Below are 17,157 nucleotides of genomic sequence, written 5' to 3'. Positions count from 1 at the left end.
CGCGTCGCCCCTACGCCGCTCCCGCGCCCGTCAGCGACCGCACCTCTGTCTCCGCGTGCTTGGCCTCGTCCGCGACCTCCGCCGAGGTGACGGTCCCCAGCCAGCCCGCGAGGAAGCCGAAAGGGATCGAGACCAGGCCCGGGTTCTGCAACGGGAAGTACTGGAAGTCGAGACCGGGGAAGAGCGAGTCGGGACTGCCCGAGACCACCGGGGACAGCACGACGAGCACCACGGTCGGCACGAGACCGCCGTAGACGGCCCACACGGCGCCCCGTGTGGTGAAGCCGCGCCAGAACAGGGAGTACAGCAGCACCGGCAGGTTCGCCGACGCGGCGACGGCGAAGGCCAGGCCCACCAGGAACGCCACATTGAGGTCCTGTGCCAGAAGACCGAGCGCGATCGCCACCACGCCGACGCCGACGGCCGCGACCCGGGCCACCGCCACCTCGCTGCGCGGTTTCCTCCCCCTGCGCCGCAGGGAGGCGTGCAGGTCATGGGCCACGGACGCCGAGGACGCGAGCGTGATGCCGGCGACCACCGCGAGGATCGTCGCGAAGGCGATCGCGGCGACGATCGCGAACAGCACCGTTCCCCCGGTGGATCCCGCACCACCACCGAGATCGAGCGCCAGCAGCGGAACCGCCGTGTTCCCGGCCGCGTTCGACCCGCGCACCACGTCCGGCCCCAGGAGGGCGGCCGCACCGAACCCGAGCACGATCGTCATGAGATAGAAACCGCCGATGAGCCCGACGGCCCAGACGACCGAGCGGCGCGCGGCACGCGCGGTGGGCACGGTGTAGAAACGGGACAGGATGTGCGGCAGCCCCGCCGTACCCAGCATCAGCGCCAAGCCCAGACTGACGAAGTCGAAACGGGCGGTCCAGTCCCCGCCGTACTTCAGCCCCGGTGCCAGGAACGCCTCCCCGTGCCCGCTGCGCTCGGCCGCCGTGAGCAGCAGCCGGTCCACGTCGCCGTGGAACCGCATCAGGACGAGCACCGTCAGCGCGACGGTCCCCCCGAGCAGCAGAACCGCCTTGACGATCTGGATCCATGTGGTCGCCCGCATCCCGCCCAGCGACACGTAGATCACCATGAGCGCCCCCACGCCGATGACCGTCCAGGACCGCGCCGCGGCGCTCGTACCGCCGAGCAGCAGCGCCACCAGGCTGCCGGCGCCGACCATCTGCGCCACCAGGTACAGAACGGACACCGTGACCGAGGCGGATCCCACCGCGATCCGCACCGGCCGCTCCCTCATCCGTGACGCCACGACGTCGGCGAGGGTGAACCGGCCGCAGTTGCGCACCAGTTCGGCGACCAGGAACAGCACCACCAGCCAGGCCACGAGGAATCCCACGACATACAGCAGCCCGTCGTAGCCGAACAGCGCGATCAGTCCGGTGACGCCCAGGAAGGACGCGGCCGACATGTAGTCACCCGCGATGGCAAAACCATTCTCCATCGGTGAGAAGAGCCGCCCTCCGGCGTAGAACTCCTCAGCCGAACCACGCCTGTTGCGGCTGACCCACGTGGTGATCCCCAGCGTGACCGCGACGAACGCGCTGAAGAGCAGCAACGCCAGTGTCTGGTGTTCTCCGGTCACGGCCTGCCACCGCCCACCCCACGCGTCAGCTCCTGCGTGTCCCACCGCAGTTCGAGCGCGGCCCGGTCCCTGCGCAGCCGCGCGTGCCGCGCGTACGCCCAGGTGAGGACAAACGTCGACAGGAACTGCCCCAGCCCTGCCAGCATCGCCACGTTCACCGCACCCGCGACGGGCCGGGCCATCAGCTCCGGCACGGTCGTGGCAGCCACGACGTAGCCCACGTACCAGGTGAAGAAGGCCACGAACGCCGGCACCACGAACTTCCGGTAGCGCCGCCGCACCTCCTGAAAGGCCGCGCTGCGCTGCACTTCCAGATACACGTCGGCCGCCGCGGGCCCCGCTCCGTCCTCCCCACGCGCGGGCGGGACCGGCGCCTGGGCGTGCTCCCCGTCGTCGGCCGACTCGCCCCAGCCGGAGGCGAGCGCGTCGTACCAGGGGTCGTCGTACCCGAACTGACCGGTCTCCTCGGCCAGGACCGGGGCCTGACCGTCGAGGGTTTCGGCCGGACTCTCCTGGTCCGTTCCGCCGCCGCGGGGACGGCCCTTGCTCTGCTGCATGCCCAAGGATGGACAGAACGGGAAGATCCCCGACTCTTCTTCCCTGAGCACTTCACCCCATCAGGTGACTAAACCGCTGGTGGCCGCACAAGTCCCTTCCCGTAGGCGTAACGCACCGCCTGCGCACGGTCCTTGAGCCCGGTCTTGGTGAAGAGGTTGTTGATGTGGGTCTTCACGGTCGCCGTGGAGACGTGCAGCCTGCGGGCGATCTCCGGGTTGCTGAGGCCCTCGGCGATGAGGAGCAGCACCTCCGTCTCCCGGGCGGTGAGCCCGTCCGGCGGCTCGGGAGGCGCGACCGGCTCGGGCTCCGGCTCGGTGAGGCGCTCCAGCAGACGCCTCTGAATGCCCGGTGAGAGACCCGCGTCGCCCGACAGCACGCTGTGCACGGCCCGCACGATCTCGTCCCCGCCCGCGTCCTTGGTGAGGTAGCCGCGTGCCCCCGCAGCCAGCGCAGGGAACAGCGACTCGTCGTCCGCGAACGTCGTGAGCACCACGACCTGCGTCCCGGGGTGCTCCGCGCGGATCCTGCGGGTCGCCTCCACTCCGTCGCAGCGGGGCATGCGCAGGTCCATGAGCACCACGTCCGGAGCGAGCCGGGCGACGAGCGACACCGCTTCCTCCCCGTCTCCCGCGGCGCCGACGACCTCGATCCCGGGCAGCAGACCGAGCAGCATCACGATGCCTTCCCGCACGACGGTCTGGTCGTCCGCTACCACCACCCGAGCCGGCTTCGCCCCAGCCTCCTGCGTCACACCGGCACCTTCAACGTCACCACGAACCCCTCCTCGCCGGGCCCCGCCTCGAGAGAACCGCCCAGCAACTCGGCGCGCTCCCGCATGCCCAGCAGACCGTACCCGGCACCCGTCCCGGTCAGTTCACCCGGCGAGCCTCCCGAGTCCCGCACGTCGAGCGTCACTTCGTGCGGACGGTAGTCGAGCCTGAGGTGGACCTTGGCGCCCGGCGCGTGCTTCCTGACGTTCGTCAGAGCCTCCTGGGCCGCTCGGCGCACCGCCTGGGAGACCTCGGCCGGCAAGGGTCTCCGTTCACCCGTGATGGTGATCCCGGCGCCGCCGCCCGTGCCCACCAGCCGGCCCAGATAGTCCTCCAGCGGCGTCATCTCGCCACGCAGAGCGGAGAGCGCCTGCCGGATCTCCTCGAGGCCGTCCCGAGCCATCTCCCGCGCCGCGACCACCCGTTCATGGATCTGCTCCGGTTTCCCTCCTCGCTCGATCAAGAGTCGCGCCGCCTCCAGGTGCACGAGCTGGGCCGAGAGGCTGTGCGCCAGTACGTCGTGGATCTCCCTCGCTATGCGGGCCCGCTCCGCGAGCGCCGCCGTCTCCGCCTCGGCCGCCCGGGCCGCCCGCTCCTGGGTGAGGAGCCGCAGGGCCCCGGCACGGGCCTCGGCGTCCAGGCGCAGGGTGGCGCCGGCGAGGACGATGCCGATGCCGGTGACCACGGTCGTCAGTACGTCGTCGTTGCTGACGCCTCCGTAGGCGCTGAGTGCCACTCCCGCGGCGCTCAGGGCGACGGCCGACGGCAGTCGCTCCAGCGCCGAGACGGCGCAGCCGCAGAGCAGGACCAGGGCGGCGACGCCGAACCCGGACAGCTGAGCGGCGAGGGCGATGACGACCAGCAGGCCGAGTGAGGCCAGGGACGGCCACAGCCGGTGCTGGAGTGTGGTCCGGAAGAACGTCCAGGCGAGTACGGCCGTGACGAGGACCCCTGCGGCACCGGCCGCCGCTTTCCAGCCGCTCGCGTGGCTGTCGGAGAAGGCACCCCACAACAGCAGCCCGATGACCAGTGTCCGCACCGTCCAGGCCAGCAGGCAGCGGGAGCGGGAAAGGCCTTCTCGGCTCAACGCCTCCCGGGAGGGCCACCGCGTCCAGGCTTCCTTCCTCACGCGCCGAGCAGGAGCGCCGAGGCCGTGGGGTGTTGCGCGTCGAGGAGGAGCGCCGAAGCCGTGGGGTGTTGAGGGTTGAGGAGGCCGGGCTCGCGCAGCGCGAGGACGACCAGGATCGCAGGCACGAGCCACCAGCGGCGGTCGCTGTCGATCCGGCGCGCACGGAACTGTCTGGCGATCACCACGACGGAGACGAGCACGATCACCAACGCGTCGACGAGCCCGGACATCACAGCCTCCGTGAGCGGCAGAAGGGGTGTCGGCAGCGAGTGCCGCCGATGCCTACGACGCTACGGAAGTCGCCAGGCCATGGGATCGGAGCCCGGGTGGATCACGGGTTGATCCCCGGCCGGGCGTCTCTCCACCCGGGGGTGGAGAGACGCCGTTCCGGTCAGATGGCGGGCGTGCACGCGGGACATGGACGCCCGGGTGCCGACGCTCGCCCTGACGTCGGCGGAGCTGCGGCGCCTCGGCCGGCAACCGGGCGCGTCCTGCACACTGCATCGCCGCGGAGAGCGACCGGCCGTGATGCCGCCCCCGCGGGGCCGCTGCCGACCGGGACGACTCGACCGCTGCCCGGCCCGGATACAGCGCGGCGCCCTGCCGGAAACCGGCGCAGCGCAGCGGCTACGCGTCGATCCGCGAGCGGTCCAGCGTCGCCGCCGAGTTGGAGATGAACTCCTTGCGCGGTGCCACGTCGTTGCCCATCAACAGGTCGAAGACCTGCTCGGCGGCCTCCAGGTCGGAGAGGTTGATCCGGCGCAGGGTGCGGTGGCGCGGGTCCATCGTCGTCTCGGCCAGCTGGTCGGCGTCCATCTCACCGAGGCCCTTGTAACGCTGGATCGAGTCCTTGTAGCGGATGCCCTTGCTCTGGAACTCCATGAGCTTGTCGCGCAGTTCGCGGTCGGAGTACGTGTAGACGTACTTGTCCTGGCCCTTCTTCGGCTGGACGATCTCGACGCGGTGCAGCGGTGGCACCGCCGCGAAGACCCGGCCGGCCTCGACCATGGGCCGCATGTAGCGGTGGAACAGCGTCAGCAGCAGGGTGCGGATGTGCGAGCCGTCGACGTCGGCGTCGGTCATCATGATGATCTTGCCGTAGCGGGCGGTGTCGATGTCGAAGGTCCGGCCCGAGCCGGCTCCTATGACCTGGATGATCGCGCCGCACTCGACGTTCTTCAGCATGTCCGTCACGGACGACTTCTGGACGTTGAGGATCTTGCCGCGGATCGGCAGCAGCGCCTGGAACTCGGAGTTCCGGGCGAGCTTCGCCGTGCCGAGCGCGGAGTCTCCCTCGACGATGAAGAGCTCGCTGCGGTCCACGTCGTCGCTGCGGCAGTCGGCGAGCTTGGCCGGCAGTGAGGAGGACTCCAGGGCCGTCTTGCGGCGCTGCGCGTCCTTGTGCTGCCGGGCCGCGATGCGCGTCCGGGCCGCGGCGACGGCCTTCTCCATCACGACCCGCGCCTGCTGGGCGGCGTCCCGCTTCGTGGACGTCAGGAACGCCTTGAGCTCCCTGGAGATCACCGTGTTCACGATGCGACGGGCCGCCGAGGTCCCGAGGACCTCCTTGGTCTGCCCTTCGAACTGCGGCTCGGCCAGGCGCACGGTCACAACCGCCGTCAGGCCCTCCAGGGCGTCGTCCTTGACGATGTCGTCCTCGGCGACGCGCAGCAGCTTCTTGGCGCGGAGCACCTCGTTCATCGTGGCGGCCACGGCCTGCTCGAAGCCGGCGACATGGGTGCCGCCCTTGGGCGTGGCGATGATGTTCACGAACGACTTCAGGGTCGTGTCGTACCCGGTGCCCCAGCGCATCGCCACGTCGACATCGAGCTCACGGGTGACCTGGGTAGGGGTCATCTGGCCGTGCTCGTCCAGAACGGGGACGGTCTCCCTGAAGGTGCCCTGCCCGGAGAAGCGGAGCACGTCGCAGACCGGCTTGTCGTTGGCCAGGTACTCGCAGAACTCGCTGATCCCGCCATCGAAGCGGAAGGACTCCTCGCCCTTGCTGCCGCCCTCGCCGAGCCCGTACTCGTCGCGCACGACGATGGTCAGACCGGGCACCAGGAACGCGGTCTGGCGGGCGCGCTGGTGCAGCGTCTCCAGGTTGAGCTTGGCGTCCTTGAGGAAGATCTGGCGGTCGGCCCAGTACCGCACGCGCGTGCCGGTGCGGGTCTTCGGGATCTTCTTGGCCTTGCGCAGGCCGCTCTTGGCCTCGAACTTGGCATCCGCCCCCTTCCCCGCGAAGACGCCGGGCACACCGCGCCGGAAGCTGATCGCGTGGGTGTGGCCACCACGGTCCACCTCGACGTCGAGCCGGGCGGACAGGGCGTTCACCACGGAGGCTCCGACGCCGTGCAGACCGCCGGAGGCGGCGTAGGAACCGCCTCCGAACTTGCCGCCGGCGTGCAGCTTGGTCATGACGACCTCGACGCCGGAGAGGCCGGTCTTGGGCTCGACGTCGATCGGGATGCCCCGGCCGTTGTCCCGGACCTCGACCGAGCCGTCGTCGTGGAGGATCACCTCGATGTGGTCGCAGTACCCGCCCAGGGCCTCGTCGACGGAGTTGTCGATGATCTCCCAGACGCAGTGCATCAGACCGCGGCTGTCGGTCGACCCGATGTACATGCCCGGGCGCTTGCGCACGGCCTCGAGCCCCTCGAGGACGAGCAGGTGCCGCGCGGTGTAGTTGGATCCGTCCCGGTCTGCTCCTGCCAGCAGAGCTGTGGACGGCACGGACGTCTCGGCGGTCACGCGGTTCGCTCCTCGCTGAATTTCGGATGGGGCCCTCGTGGGTAAGGGCGCGGCTTCAGTCACCGGTGAGAGGGTACCGAGGCCTGGTAGAGCCGTTGTAACGCCACCCTCGTCAAGAACTCACACTAGTCCACACTCGCATGAGTGTTCGATCCCTCGATGGAGTGAAGTACACATCACGTTCCCTTCGAGGCATGAACCATTTAGGCTCCGGGCACGTCCTCATGAACAACCGGCAACCCAGCCGGGAGGACCGACCACCGATACAACGCGAAGCCCCGTAAGACACATAGACACGCAATACGGCACATTCGCCGCCAACCGGCAGCAGACAGCCGCCTCGCAAAGATTCTTTCGAGGAAAAGCCACGAGCGGGAACGTTTTGGGGCTGGTTGGATGTTGACCCTGGTACGACAGCTCGTCGAGCTAGAGAAGAGGCGACGTGACTACTGTTCTGACCCCCGCGAGCCCGCTGACGGCCGCTGATCGCTGCGACCGCTGCGGCGCCCAGGCGTACCTGCGCGTCGTCCTGCTCAGCGGCGGAGAGCTGCTCTTCTGCGCCCACCACGGGCGCAAGTTCGAGCCGGAACTCAAGAAGATCGCCGCTGAGATACAGGACGAGACGGAGCGGCTCACGTCCGCTCCCGCGAACGCCGCCGAAGAAGAGCGCTGACACCTCGCGTCCGACGACGAGCCAGCCCGGCACAGGCCGGTGAACGGGCGGTTGCCTCTGATCACCAGGGGTAACCGCCCGTCTTCGTCCGCCTACCGGGCCCCGGCCCGCCCCGGACGCCTCACTCGCCCTCGGCCGGACGCCGACGCCTCACTCACCTTCGGCCGGACGCCGACGCCTCACTTGCCTTCGGCCGGCGCCTTTGTCCAGCCGAGCGCCCGCATCATCTCGGACACCCTCGTGTACACGCCGGGGCTGCTGGCCCGGCCGCAGCCGTTCCCCCAGGACACGAGCCCGATCAGACGCCCCTGGGCCACCAGCGGCCCTCCGCTGTCGCCCTGACAGGCGTCCCGGCCCCCTTCGGCCTCACCGGCGCAGAGCATGCTCGTGGCGTCGTAGGCGCCTTCCGCACCGCCTGGATACGCCTCCTCGCACAGCGCATCGGGCAGTACACGCACCCGTGCCGCCCGCAGACTGTCCGGGTACTCCCCGGCCCCCGTGATGTCGCCCCACCCGTACACCGTCGCGGTCTGACCGGCCGTGTACGCCGGATCACCGACGGCCGCCATGCCGATGACCGACTCGGCCGGAAGCGGTTCGGTGAGAGTGAGTACCGCGAAGTCCCCGGCCTTGCTGATCCCGTCGTAGGCCGGGTTCACCCACGCGCGGCGCACGTCGATCTCCTGGCCGTCGCGGCTCGCCGGGAGATCCGTGCGCCCGGCTATGACCTTGAGGTCCCGCACGCGCTCGGGCGGCCCGCCCAGGACGTTCTCGTCCAGGCAGTGGGCCGCGGTGAGGACGGTCGTGCGGCCGACCGCCGCGCCCCCGCAGAACTGACCGGCGCGCGTACCCCCGAACCGGTCACGACTGGACAGGGCGACCGTCCACGGGCTCTGGGACACCTCGACGGGGAAGCCGCCTATGACCACGCTGTCGGCGGCCACAGGGGCACTGGAGCCCATGGTCAGGGCCGGTATCGCGACGGCCAGGGCCAAGGGCGGGAACAGAGCTCGTGGCAGACGGTGACGCATACGCACTCCTCACTCCGTGGTGTCCGTGGGGAACCCAGAGTGATCCACCGTGCGTGACCCCGCACCCGCGGCGGTACAGCATGGCGAAGGCCCGGCTCCCCTCGGGGAACCGGGCCTTGTACGCCGTACGACCTGACTCAGTCGAGGTAGTCGCGCAGCACCTGCGAACGGGACGGGTGGCGCAGCTTCGACATGGTCTTGGACTCGATCTGCCGGATCCGCTCACGCGTGACGCCGTAGACCTTGCCGATCTCGTCGAGGGTCTTGGGCTGACCGTCGGTGAGGCCGAAGCGCATGGAGACCACGCCCGCCTCACGCTCGGACAGGGTGTCCAGGACGGAGTGCAGCTGCTCCTGCAGGAGCGTGAAGCTGACCGCGTCGGCCGGGACGACCGCCTCGGAGTCCTCGATGAGGTCACCGAACTCACTGTCGCCGTCCTCGCCCAGCGGCGTGTGCAGCGAGATCGGCTCGCGGCCGTACTTCTGGACCTCGATGACCTTCTCCGGGGTCATGTCGAGCTCCTTGGCCAGCTCCTCCGGGGTGGGCTCGCGGCCCAGGTCCTGGAGCATCTGGCGCTGCACGCGCGCGAGCTTGTTGATGACCTCGACCATGTGCACCGGGATACGGATGGTGCGGGCCTGGTCGGCCATGGCGCGGGTGATCGCCTGACGGATCCACCAGGTGGCGTACGTGGAGAACTTGTAGCCCTTGGTGTAGTCGAACTTCTCGACCGCGCGGATCAGACCGAGGTTGCCCTCCTGGATGAGGTCCAGGAAGAGCATGCCGCGGCCGGTGTATCGCTTGGCCAGGGAGACCACCAGACGGAGGTTGGCCTCCAGCAGGTGGTTCTTGGCGCGGCGGCCGTCCTCAGCGATGATCTCCAGCTCGCGCTTGAGCTTGGGGGCGAGCTTGTCGGCGTTGGACAGCTTGTCCTCGGCGAACAGACCGGCCTCGATGCGCTTGGCGAGCTCGACCTCCTGCTCGGCGTTGAGCAGGGGGACCTTGCCGATCTGCTTGAGGTAGTCCTTGACCGGGTCGGCGGTGGCGCCGGCGGCCGCGACCTGCTGGGCGGGCGCGTCGTCCTCGTCCTCGTCGGAGAGTACGAAACCGGCGTTCTCGGCGGTGGTGCCCTCGGGCTCCTCACCGGGCTTGCCGGGGGCCGCCTCCTCGAGCACCTCTTCCTCGAGGACCTCGGCGTCGTCCTTCTTCGCGCTGGTCTTCTTGGCCGCCGTCTTCTTGGCGACGGTCTTCTTCGCGGCCGCCTTCTTGGCGGTCGTCTTCTTGGCGGCCGCCTTCTTGGCGGGCGCCTCCTCCTCGACGGCGGGCTCGGCGGCGGGCGCCGGCGTGGCGGTGGCGGTGGCCTTCCGGGTGGTCACCGCCTTGGCCGCGACCGTCTTGGTGGCGGTGCGCTTGGCGGGACTCTTCGCTGCGACGCTCTTTCGGGTGCGCTTGGGCTCTGCGGCACTGACCATCAGCGTCACACCCTCTTCCTCGAGGATCTGGTTGAGGCTGCGCAGTACGTTCTTCCACTGAGTGGCCGGAATCTGGTCAGCTTCGAAGGCCCGACGCACGTCATCGCCGGCGATCTGCCCCTCAGCCTTTCCCCGCTCAATGAGCGCCATGACAGAGACGGACTCGGCGATCTCCGGCGGGAGCGTACGGGATGTGCTGGCCGACACGAACAACCTCTCGGAACGTTGGAAAACGGCTTCCGGCCCCGTCCGATGAGGACAGGAGCCGACCGCCGGCTTGGGGATGGGCCGACGGCGCGGGCGGGGGCCGGGAAGATGCACAGCGCCGTGAACGGCGTCCGTATTCCCTCCGCGGCTGTCACCTCTTAGGTCATCGCGTTCTTCCCGCGAGCGTTACGCCCAATCTGCGTGGCCCGAGTCACACCCCGTAAGCGAACAAAAACGGTCAGACGCGGGCATAGGTGGTCACATTCACCGCGGGCCTGTCCAGCCTCGGGGACATGAGCCCCTTCGCGCCGTCGGACCCCGCGGGATCACCAGGATCCCACGGGGTCCGACGGGAGGCGGATCACCGATCAGGCACTGCCACAGGAGGGGGGTGGCACACCCGGCCGCGCCGCCCGCGGAACGCGATCAGTGCTCGCGCGGGGCGGGCACGACCCGTTCCACCTCGGGATGGACCGTGAGGAGTTGACGCATGGCCGTCTCGGCCGCCGCCCCGTCGCCGGCGGCGAGGGCGTCGCAGATGCGGCCGTGGTGCGCCAGGGACGTCTCGTTCGGCCGGTCACAGCCCGTGACCGGACCGCCCGACACCTGGAGGGCAGCGGACACGATCCCGGACAGGTGTTCCAGCATGCGGTTGCCCGCGACCTGGATGAGCAGCGAGTGGAACTCGGAGTCGGCACGGGAGAACGTGAGCGCGTCACCCTGAGCCATCGCGTGCCCCATGATCTCGACCATGTCCACCAGGCGCTGCTGCACGTCCTCGCGCCCGTGCCCGGCGGCGAGGCGGGCCGCCAGCGGCTCGATCGTCCACCGCAGCTCGCTCAGCTCACGACGCTGGTCGTCGCGCTGGGGCCCGAAGGCCCGCCACTCGATGATGTCCGGGTCGAGGAGGTTCCAGTCGCTCACGGGGCGCACGCGCGTGCCGACGTTCGGACGGGCGCTCACCAGGCCCTTGGCCTCCAGGACGCGGAGCGACTCGCGGACGACGGTGCGGGAGACCTCGAATCGCTGCCCGATCTCCTCGGGCACCAGCGGACGGTCTGCGCCCAGGTCGCCGGAGACGATCATCTGACCCAGCTGTTGAACAAGTTGGCCGTGCAGCCCGCGCCCGCGGCTTCCCGCGGCGCGGCGGCCCACGCGGCCCAGCTCGGGCTCCCCGCCGTCCCAGGCAGGAATCCCGACACGGTCGACGGCGGGCGCCTCGGCGTACGGGTAGCGGTCGAGTTCGCCCGGGCTCGTGAGGCCGGAGTCAGCGGAGCGGGCGGCGGTCATCATGGTGTGCGCAAGGGTACTCACGCATCATTTGTCGGCGCCGTCTCCAACTCCCTTGAGGTCTTTGGTGAAAAGCACACGAAAGGGTGATCGCTCACCCCGTCGCAATTGACGCCTTATCGGAAAGAAATGGGCGTTCTGCGGGGAGTTGTGGGCATGGCCGGACCAAGGGTTACGGACAGTCGTCACCGGAGCCTGCCGCGCAGGGTGGTGAGCAGATACGCGCAGAGCAGCGCGGTCAGCGACAACGTCAGTGCGCCGCCGACGGGTTGGGAAATCAGCTTGAGTACGGCCTCCAGGTAGCGCTCTCCCCCGAAGGGCCACCGCGGCAGGAGAGTCTCGCGCAGCCGCTCGGGGAGTCCGGCCGCTGTTCGCACGGACGGACCGGTCACGAGCGTGTGCACGACCGGGACGACGAGGATGGGGACGGCGGCCACGGCGGCGAGCCCGGCCGTGGTGGAGCGGAAGACACCCGCGGCGAGCACGCCGGCCCAGGCGCAGCCGACCACGAGCCCGATCCAACTCGCACTCAGTGGAAGCCAGTCGACGGGAACCTGAGCGAGCTCCCGTCCGTAGACGAGATAGAGCACCTCTGCGTCGCAGCCGACGGTCAGGACGGCCAGCAGCAGCGCGGTGATCGAGGAGACGAGCAGTTTGGCGGCCAGCAGCCCCAGCCGACGGGGCACGGTGCCGCGGTCCGCGGCCAGGGCGGGGTGGCGGAACTCGTCGCCGAAGGCGAGCGCGCCGAGCAGCCCCGCGCCGAGCGCAGCGGGAGGCAGGGGCAGCTCTTGGGGCCAGGCGGCCAGCAGACGCGGTTGCGGGGTGTGCCCGATGCGGGCGAGCACGACGGCGGTCACGGCGGACGCGGCCAGCACGACGGCCCCGGTCAGGAATCCGGTGCCGATCCCGGCGGCACGACGGATCTCGTAACGGAGGGGGCGGAGTGGGCTGGGGGCGGACCGGACGGAAATGGGGGGCGGCAGCGGAGGCAGCTCGTCGAGCGCGCGAGCGGCACGGGACCCTCTCGGGTGCGGCGCCGTCGGCAAGGACGGTCCGGCCCCCGCGGTCGAACCCTCGCTCGTTCCGTCGGCCTGCGAAGTGTCCGGGCGCTCACGCGGCTCCGCGTCGGGCAGCTGCGGTTGTCCGAAGGAGAGCGACGGCTTGTTCGCGGCGGGCTCTCCTGTGCCAGGGAAGGGTGTCGGCTCGGAGGCGGTGCGCAAGTCGGGCGAGGTGACCGCACGGGCTTCGGAGCACGACGAGGTCTCAACGGCCTCCGCCGGTGCGTCCGCGGCCTCTGCAGGCCCTGATTCGAGCTCGGCAGGGAGCTCAGCCACAGGGGGCCTGAGGTCCGCGCCATGAGAACGCCCGGCCGCACCGGGCCCCATGTCACCGATCTCGTCCGCCAATTGGTGCACCACGATGCCGTTGCGGAAGGCGATCTCGCCGATGTCCGCGCAGGTACCGCCGTACACCGAAAGGCGGTTGCCGCCCTCCCGGACGACTTCGACGGAGCGCTGTGAGGTGCGGGCCTGCTTGGCCAGGAGTACCGCCAGGCGGGTCGCGTGCGGACTGCGTACCGCGACACGGGGGCGCAGGCGGGTGCGCGCGAACTCCGCGACCTCCTGGTCGGCCACGAGTCTGCCCTGCTCCAGGGTGACGACGTGGTCGGCGGTGCGCGCCGCCCCCTTGGGGTCGGACGTGGTGAACAGAACTGTGCCGCCCTGTGCGGCGTGGGCGCGCAACATGCCGTGCAGCCATGTGCTCTCGCGAGTGGAGAGGCCGTTGTCCGGGTCGTCGAGGAGGAGGGTGTGGGGGTCGGCCAGGAGGACGCAGGCCAGACCGAGTCGCCGGTCCATGCCGCGGGAGAGGGTGCCGAGACGTTCCTCTCGCAGGCTCACGAGGCCGACCGCCTCGAGGACTTCGTCGGCGCGGCGAACCGGAACTCCCGCGGCTGCGCACAGCATGCGCAGATGGCCTCTGACCGTGCGTGCGGGATGCCCGGGGACATCGCCCAGCAACGCACCGACTTCACGCGAGGGATGAGCGATGCGGTGCAGCGGACGACCGCGGAAGTGAGTGATGCCGCGCCCCTGTTGGAGTTCGAGCATCAGTCTGAGGACCGTCGTCTTGCCGGCGCCCGGCGCTCCGAGCAGCGCGGTGATGCGGCCCGCCCGTGCCTCGAACGAGACGTCGTCGACTGCGGGCGGAAGCTCTTTGCGGGGGTTGCTGGTCAATCCGAAGGCCTGGATCACCCACAGCAAGATAGCGCGCTATGTCCGTTTTGTTGGACATCACGGGTCCTTGCCAGGGGTCCGCCGCGGGAAGTGACCAGCGCTCGCGACCGGACCGCGGACGGGTCGGGTCCTTCCCTGCGGCACCCGGCCCCGCCCGGTCGGCCCCTCACACTTCGGGACGCAGCATCGGGGGGTTGAGCAGGGTCGCACCGCCGGCGCGGAAGAGCTGGGCAGGACGCCCTCCCTGGCGGGTGGTCGTCCCACCGGTGGGCACGAGGAAGCCCGGCGTGCCCGTGACCTTGCGATGGAAGTTCCGCGGGTCGAGCGCTACGCCCCACACCGCCTCATAGACACGGCGCAGTTCCCCGACGGTGAACTCGGGCGGGCAGAAGGCGGTGGCCAGGGAGGAGTACTCGATCTTGGAGCGCGCGCGCTCCACTCCGTCCGCCAGGATCTGTGCGTGGTCGAAGGCGAGTGGCGCGACCGGCTCGGCATCACGTCCGTAACCGCCCTGCTGCAGCAGCTCCTCGACCGGGGCCCAGCGCGCGTTGCTGGCGTCCCCACCCGCCCGGGGCGCGGGCAGGTCGGGCGCGAGAGCGAGGTGGGCGACGCTCACCACTCGCATCCTGGGGTCCCGCTTGGGGTCCCCGTAGGTGGCGAGCTGCTCCAGGTGTGCACCGTTGTCCTGAGCCGGGGCGGACGGATCATGCACGCGCAGCCCTGTCTCCTCGGCCAGCTCGCGCGCCGCGGCCTGCGCCAGGTCTTCGTCGGCCCGTACGAAACCGCCGGGCAGCGCCCAGCGCCCCTGGAACGGCGGTTCGCCCCTGCGTACCGCCAGCGCACACAGGGCATGGCGGCGCACGGTCAGCACGACCAGATCCACGGTGACGGCGAAGGGCGGAAACGCTGACGGGTCGTAGGGCATGCGGCGATCATAGTCGTCTGCCTGACGATAAACACTCCCTTCGCCGGCCCGTCCACCCAGTGATCCACTTCGGTCCGGTTATGGACTCCGTTGGCTGCCGAATGGTCCTGACTTGGCACGTCGCCGCACGTCACACCCCCAGTTGCAGTCCGTCGGCCGCCTCCTCGACCATCGCGAGGCCCAGGCGGCCGACCCGTACCGAGAAGGGGGCACCCGCCACGCGCAGTCCCAGGAGTCCGATCTCCCCGAGTGGCGCACTGCGCACGGGGCACAGGGTGACGGTGCCCGCCGGGACGTCGGGGCGGATACCGGCAAGGGTGGTCAGCAAGAGGACTCCCGCAGCCGCCGCTGTGGCCGCGGGACGGCAGGCCGCCGGGTGCGGGAGCGGAGCACTCCCTTCCGTTCGCTGCTCCCCCGCGTACATCTCGGGCAGCCGGTAGGCGAAGGTCTCGGCCGCCGCCAGCAGGCCGCGCAGCAGTGAGCAGGCTTCTTTCTCATAGCCCGCGGCGGCCAGTCCGGCGACGGCGAGCGCCGTCTCCTGGGTCCGTACTGCACCCGCGCGATGGCCGAACGGGTTGAATCCGGTCTCCTTCGCCCCCAGTCCGCGCAGGCCCCACCCCGAATCCATGGCCGGGCTGCCGAGCAGCCGGGCGAGGTGCCCGGTCCGGACCTTGTCGAGCAGGCCTGGCGCCTGCTCGCCCCCGCCCAGCAGGCCCGTGTCGAGAAGGTGCGCGGCCGCCGCTCCGAGGTGCGGCACCAGGCTGCCGTCCGGCGCACGTGCCGCCGCGGGCCGGCCACCCCCACGGTCCTCGACCCAGAACCGCTGACGGAAAGCGGCCCGCAAGGCCTGCGCCCACTCTCTGAGGGCCACTCCCCCTTCCCGGCCACAGGCTTCGAGCAGGTCGGCGCCCAGCAGCGCGGCACGGTGGGCATGAGCCTGCGTCTCGCAGCGGACGGGACCGCCCGGGTTCGGGTCGTGCAGGTAGGTCCCGTCACCCACGGTGGTGCCCAGCCAGGCCAGGCAGCGTTCGGCGGCGGGCAGCAGCTCCTCCGTCTCCTGGTCGGGGAGCCCCCAGCGGCGGGCCTCGGCGAGCAGGACCGGGAAGAGCAGCGTGGCCTCGGTGCCGGTGCACTGCGGCGGGAGGTGCGGCCCGGCGTCTCGTCTGGGGCCGGGGATCATTCCGGACTGCGGTCCCGCACCGGTGAGTTGAGTCCGGGCGAGGATCCTCAGCGTTCCCGCGGCAAGGCCGGTGCCCAGCGGCAGCGCCATCCGGGCGGCGACGAGGGCGTCGGCGGGAGCCAGACCGCAGCGCCAGGGCGCCCCGGCCGCCAGGTGCGTGTCGGCGGGGTTCGCGGGGTCACGCAGGAGGAGGGCCTGGAGGTCCTCGATGCTCGTCCTGAGCCAAGCGGTGATTCTCGGGTCGTCGCCCTCGGCGCGCGCGGTGGTGAGCGGGCTGGTCGCCGTGCGTCCGACGGCCCGGAGCGGCCCAGCCCCATCCGGCCGCACCCGCAGTTCGATGGTCCTGCTGCCACCGGGCGGCAGATCTGCTTCCCACCGCAGCAGCCCGGCCGAGGCCAGGGCGTCCGAGGGCGGCGGTTCGGTCGTGACGGAGGCGGTGCCGGCAGGGCAGGACCAACGCAGGCCAGAGCCGTGCACGCTTGCGGTGAGTTCGGGTCCCACGGTGCCGGAGGCGATCGCACCGAGGTCGGCCAGGTCAGTGCCCAGGACGATCTCGACCGGCAGGCGCAGGGGGCGGGGGGCCGCGCTGTGCAGGGTGATCCGTTCCGTGCCGTCGGCGAAGCGGTTGCGTTCCACGATCACGTCCGGGTCCGGGCCCGTCTGCGGTGAGGTGCGGAGTGTGCCCACGAACCGGGCGCGGTCGGCCGAGACCATGCGGGCCTGCACCGCGAGGGGTTCTCGCCCGGCCACGCGGATCTCGCACCGGGAGAGTACGCGCCGACCGGCCCGGTAGTAGCCCTCCAGTCCGCGGCCGGTCAGCTGCCCCTCCTCGGTCGAGATGGCGAGGCCGGGGAGGGCGACACAGATCATCGCCGTGTGGACGGACGGCAGGTCGGCGGGCCGGCGCAGCCCGGGGGGTGTCGGGCCCCCGGTCAGGGGTGCGGACGAGTGGCGCAGGGGTGGCGGTGTCCGGCCGTGCGCGAAGGACGGTGAGGGTGGGCCGCACTCCGGGCCCGCGTCAGGGCGGCGGCTCGGGGCCGGCCCTGGGGGAGACGGCCGGCCCTGACTCGACGACGAGGGCGCGCGCGAGCCGGTGCCGATGGGCGCAGCGGGGGACGGGGGCGGCGTGCGGCCGGAGAACCTCGACTCGAAGCCGTCGAGACGTGACACCGGCTGGGCAGGCACAACCTGGCCCCCTGGGCGTGATGCCCTGGCCCCGGGCGGGCCGACCCCCGACACGAAGGGCAGTGGAGGCCCACCTGGTGAGCGGCGGTCGTCGGCGGCGGGCGGAGTCGGCTGTTGCATGGGAGGGCTTCCTCTGCGCTCGGAGCGCC

Annotated in this window: 13 protein-coding genes; 1 reads left to right on the top strand and 12 read right to left on the bottom strand. The window is 70.9% G+C overall.

Translation table 11 applies throughout. The features are described from left to right. Positions 1-10: 10 nt before the first annotated feature. The 6 genes from ACFV20_RS21080 to ACFV20_RS21055 form a co-directional block, all read right to left on the bottom strand. Complete coding sequence (locus tag ACFV20_RS21080; RefSeq protein ID WP_385658632.1) at positions 11-1,603, bottom strand: cation acetate symporter; 1,593 nt, start codon at positions 1,601-1,603, stop codon at positions 11-13. Further along, complete coding sequence (locus tag ACFV20_RS21075; RefSeq protein WP_385658630.1) at positions 1,600-2,160, bottom strand: DUF485 domain-containing protein; 561 nt, start codon at positions 2,158-2,160, stop codon at positions 1,600-1,602. The genes ACFV20_RS21080 and ACFV20_RS21075 overlap by 4 nt, the downstream gene beginning before the upstream one ends. Before the next feature lie 68 nt (positions 2,161-2,228). Then, on the bottom strand, positions 2,229-2,912 hold the full coding sequence (locus ACFV20_RS21070; RefSeq protein ID WP_385658628.1) for a response regulator: 684 nt from the start codon (positions 2,910-2,912) through the stop codon (positions 2,229-2,231). Continuing rightward, positions 2,909-4,060, bottom strand: coding sequence for a sensor histidine kinase (locus ACFV20_RS21065; protein WP_385658626.1), 1,152 nt, complete (start codon positions 4,058-4,060; stop codon positions 2,909-2,911). Before ACFV20_RS21065 ends, ACFV20_RS21070 begins: the two co-directional genes overlap by 4 nt. Next, positions 4,057-4,290, bottom strand: a complete 234-nt coding sequence (locus tag ACFV20_RS21060; protein ID WP_385658624.1) for a hypothetical protein — start codon at positions 4,288-4,290, stop codon at positions 4,057-4,059. The genes ACFV20_RS21065 and ACFV20_RS21060 overlap by 4 nt, the downstream gene beginning before the upstream one ends. A gap of 397 nt (positions 4,291-4,687) precedes the next feature. Further along, positions 4,688-6,811, bottom strand: a complete 2,124-nt coding sequence (locus ACFV20_RS21055; RefSeq protein ID WP_385658622.1) for a type IIA DNA topoisomerase subunit B — start codon at positions 6,809-6,811, stop codon at positions 4,688-4,690. 442 nt (positions 6,812-7,253) lie between these two features. Between ACFV20_RS21055 and ACFV20_RS21050 the strand changes: the two genes are divergently transcribed. After that, entirely contained in the window at positions 7,254-7,484 is a 231-nt protein-coding gene (locus ACFV20_RS21050) for a hypothetical protein (protein ID WP_234846548.1), read from the top strand. A 179-nt stretch (positions 7,485-7,663) separates the two neighbouring features. Here ACFV20_RS21050 and ACFV20_RS21045 read toward each other — a convergent pair whose 3' ends face one another. The 6 genes from ACFV20_RS21045 to ACFV20_RS21020 all read right to left on the bottom strand — a co-directional run bounded on the left by ACFV20_RS21045 (position 7,664) and on the right by ACFV20_RS21020 (position 16,693). Continuing rightward, on the bottom strand, positions 7,664-8,515 hold the full coding sequence (locus ACFV20_RS21045; RefSeq protein ID WP_385658620.1) for a S1 family serine peptidase: 852 nt from the start codon (positions 8,513-8,515) through the stop codon (positions 7,664-7,666). A gap of 137 nt (positions 8,516-8,652) precedes the next feature. Further along, positions 8,653-10,194: an RNA polymerase sigma factor gene (locus tag ACFV20_RS21040; RefSeq protein ID WP_385658618.1), complete on the bottom strand. Its 1,542-nt coding sequence runs from the start codon at positions 10,192-10,194 to the stop codon at positions 8,653-8,655. Positions 10,195-10,620: 426 nt separating this feature from the next. After that, positions 10,621-11,508 (bottom strand): FadR/GntR family transcriptional regulator, encoded by an 888-nt coding sequence (locus ACFV20_RS21035; protein WP_385658616.1) that lies wholly within the window; start codon positions 11,506-11,508, stop codon positions 10,621-10,623. A gap of 161 nt (positions 11,509-11,669) precedes the next feature. Continuing rightward, entirely contained in the window at positions 11,670-13,736 is a 2,067-nt protein-coding gene (locus ACFV20_RS21030) for an ATP-binding cassette domain-containing protein (RefSeq protein ID WP_385658614.1), read from the bottom strand. A 148-nt stretch (positions 13,737-13,884) separates the two neighbouring features. Continuing rightward, complete coding sequence (locus ACFV20_RS21025; protein ID WP_366714323.1) at positions 13,885-14,643, bottom strand: NUDIX hydrolase; 759 nt, start codon at positions 14,641-14,643, stop codon at positions 13,885-13,887. Positions 14,644-14,773: 130 nt separating this feature from the next. Next, positions 14,774-16,693: a glycogen debranching N-terminal domain-containing protein gene (locus ACFV20_RS21020; RefSeq protein ID WP_385658612.1), complete on the bottom strand. Its 1,920-nt coding sequence runs from the start codon at positions 16,691-16,693 to the stop codon at positions 14,774-14,776. Between the last annotated feature and the right edge of the window lie 464 nt (positions 16,694-17,157).

This window comes from Streptomyces sp. NPDC059696, from assembly GCF_042733745.1.
GTDB lineage: Bacteria > Actinomycetota > Actinomycetes > Streptomycetales > Streptomycetaceae > Streptomyces.
Note: the sequence above shows the minus strand (reverse complement) of the source record. Positions and strands in the feature narration are given on the sequence as shown.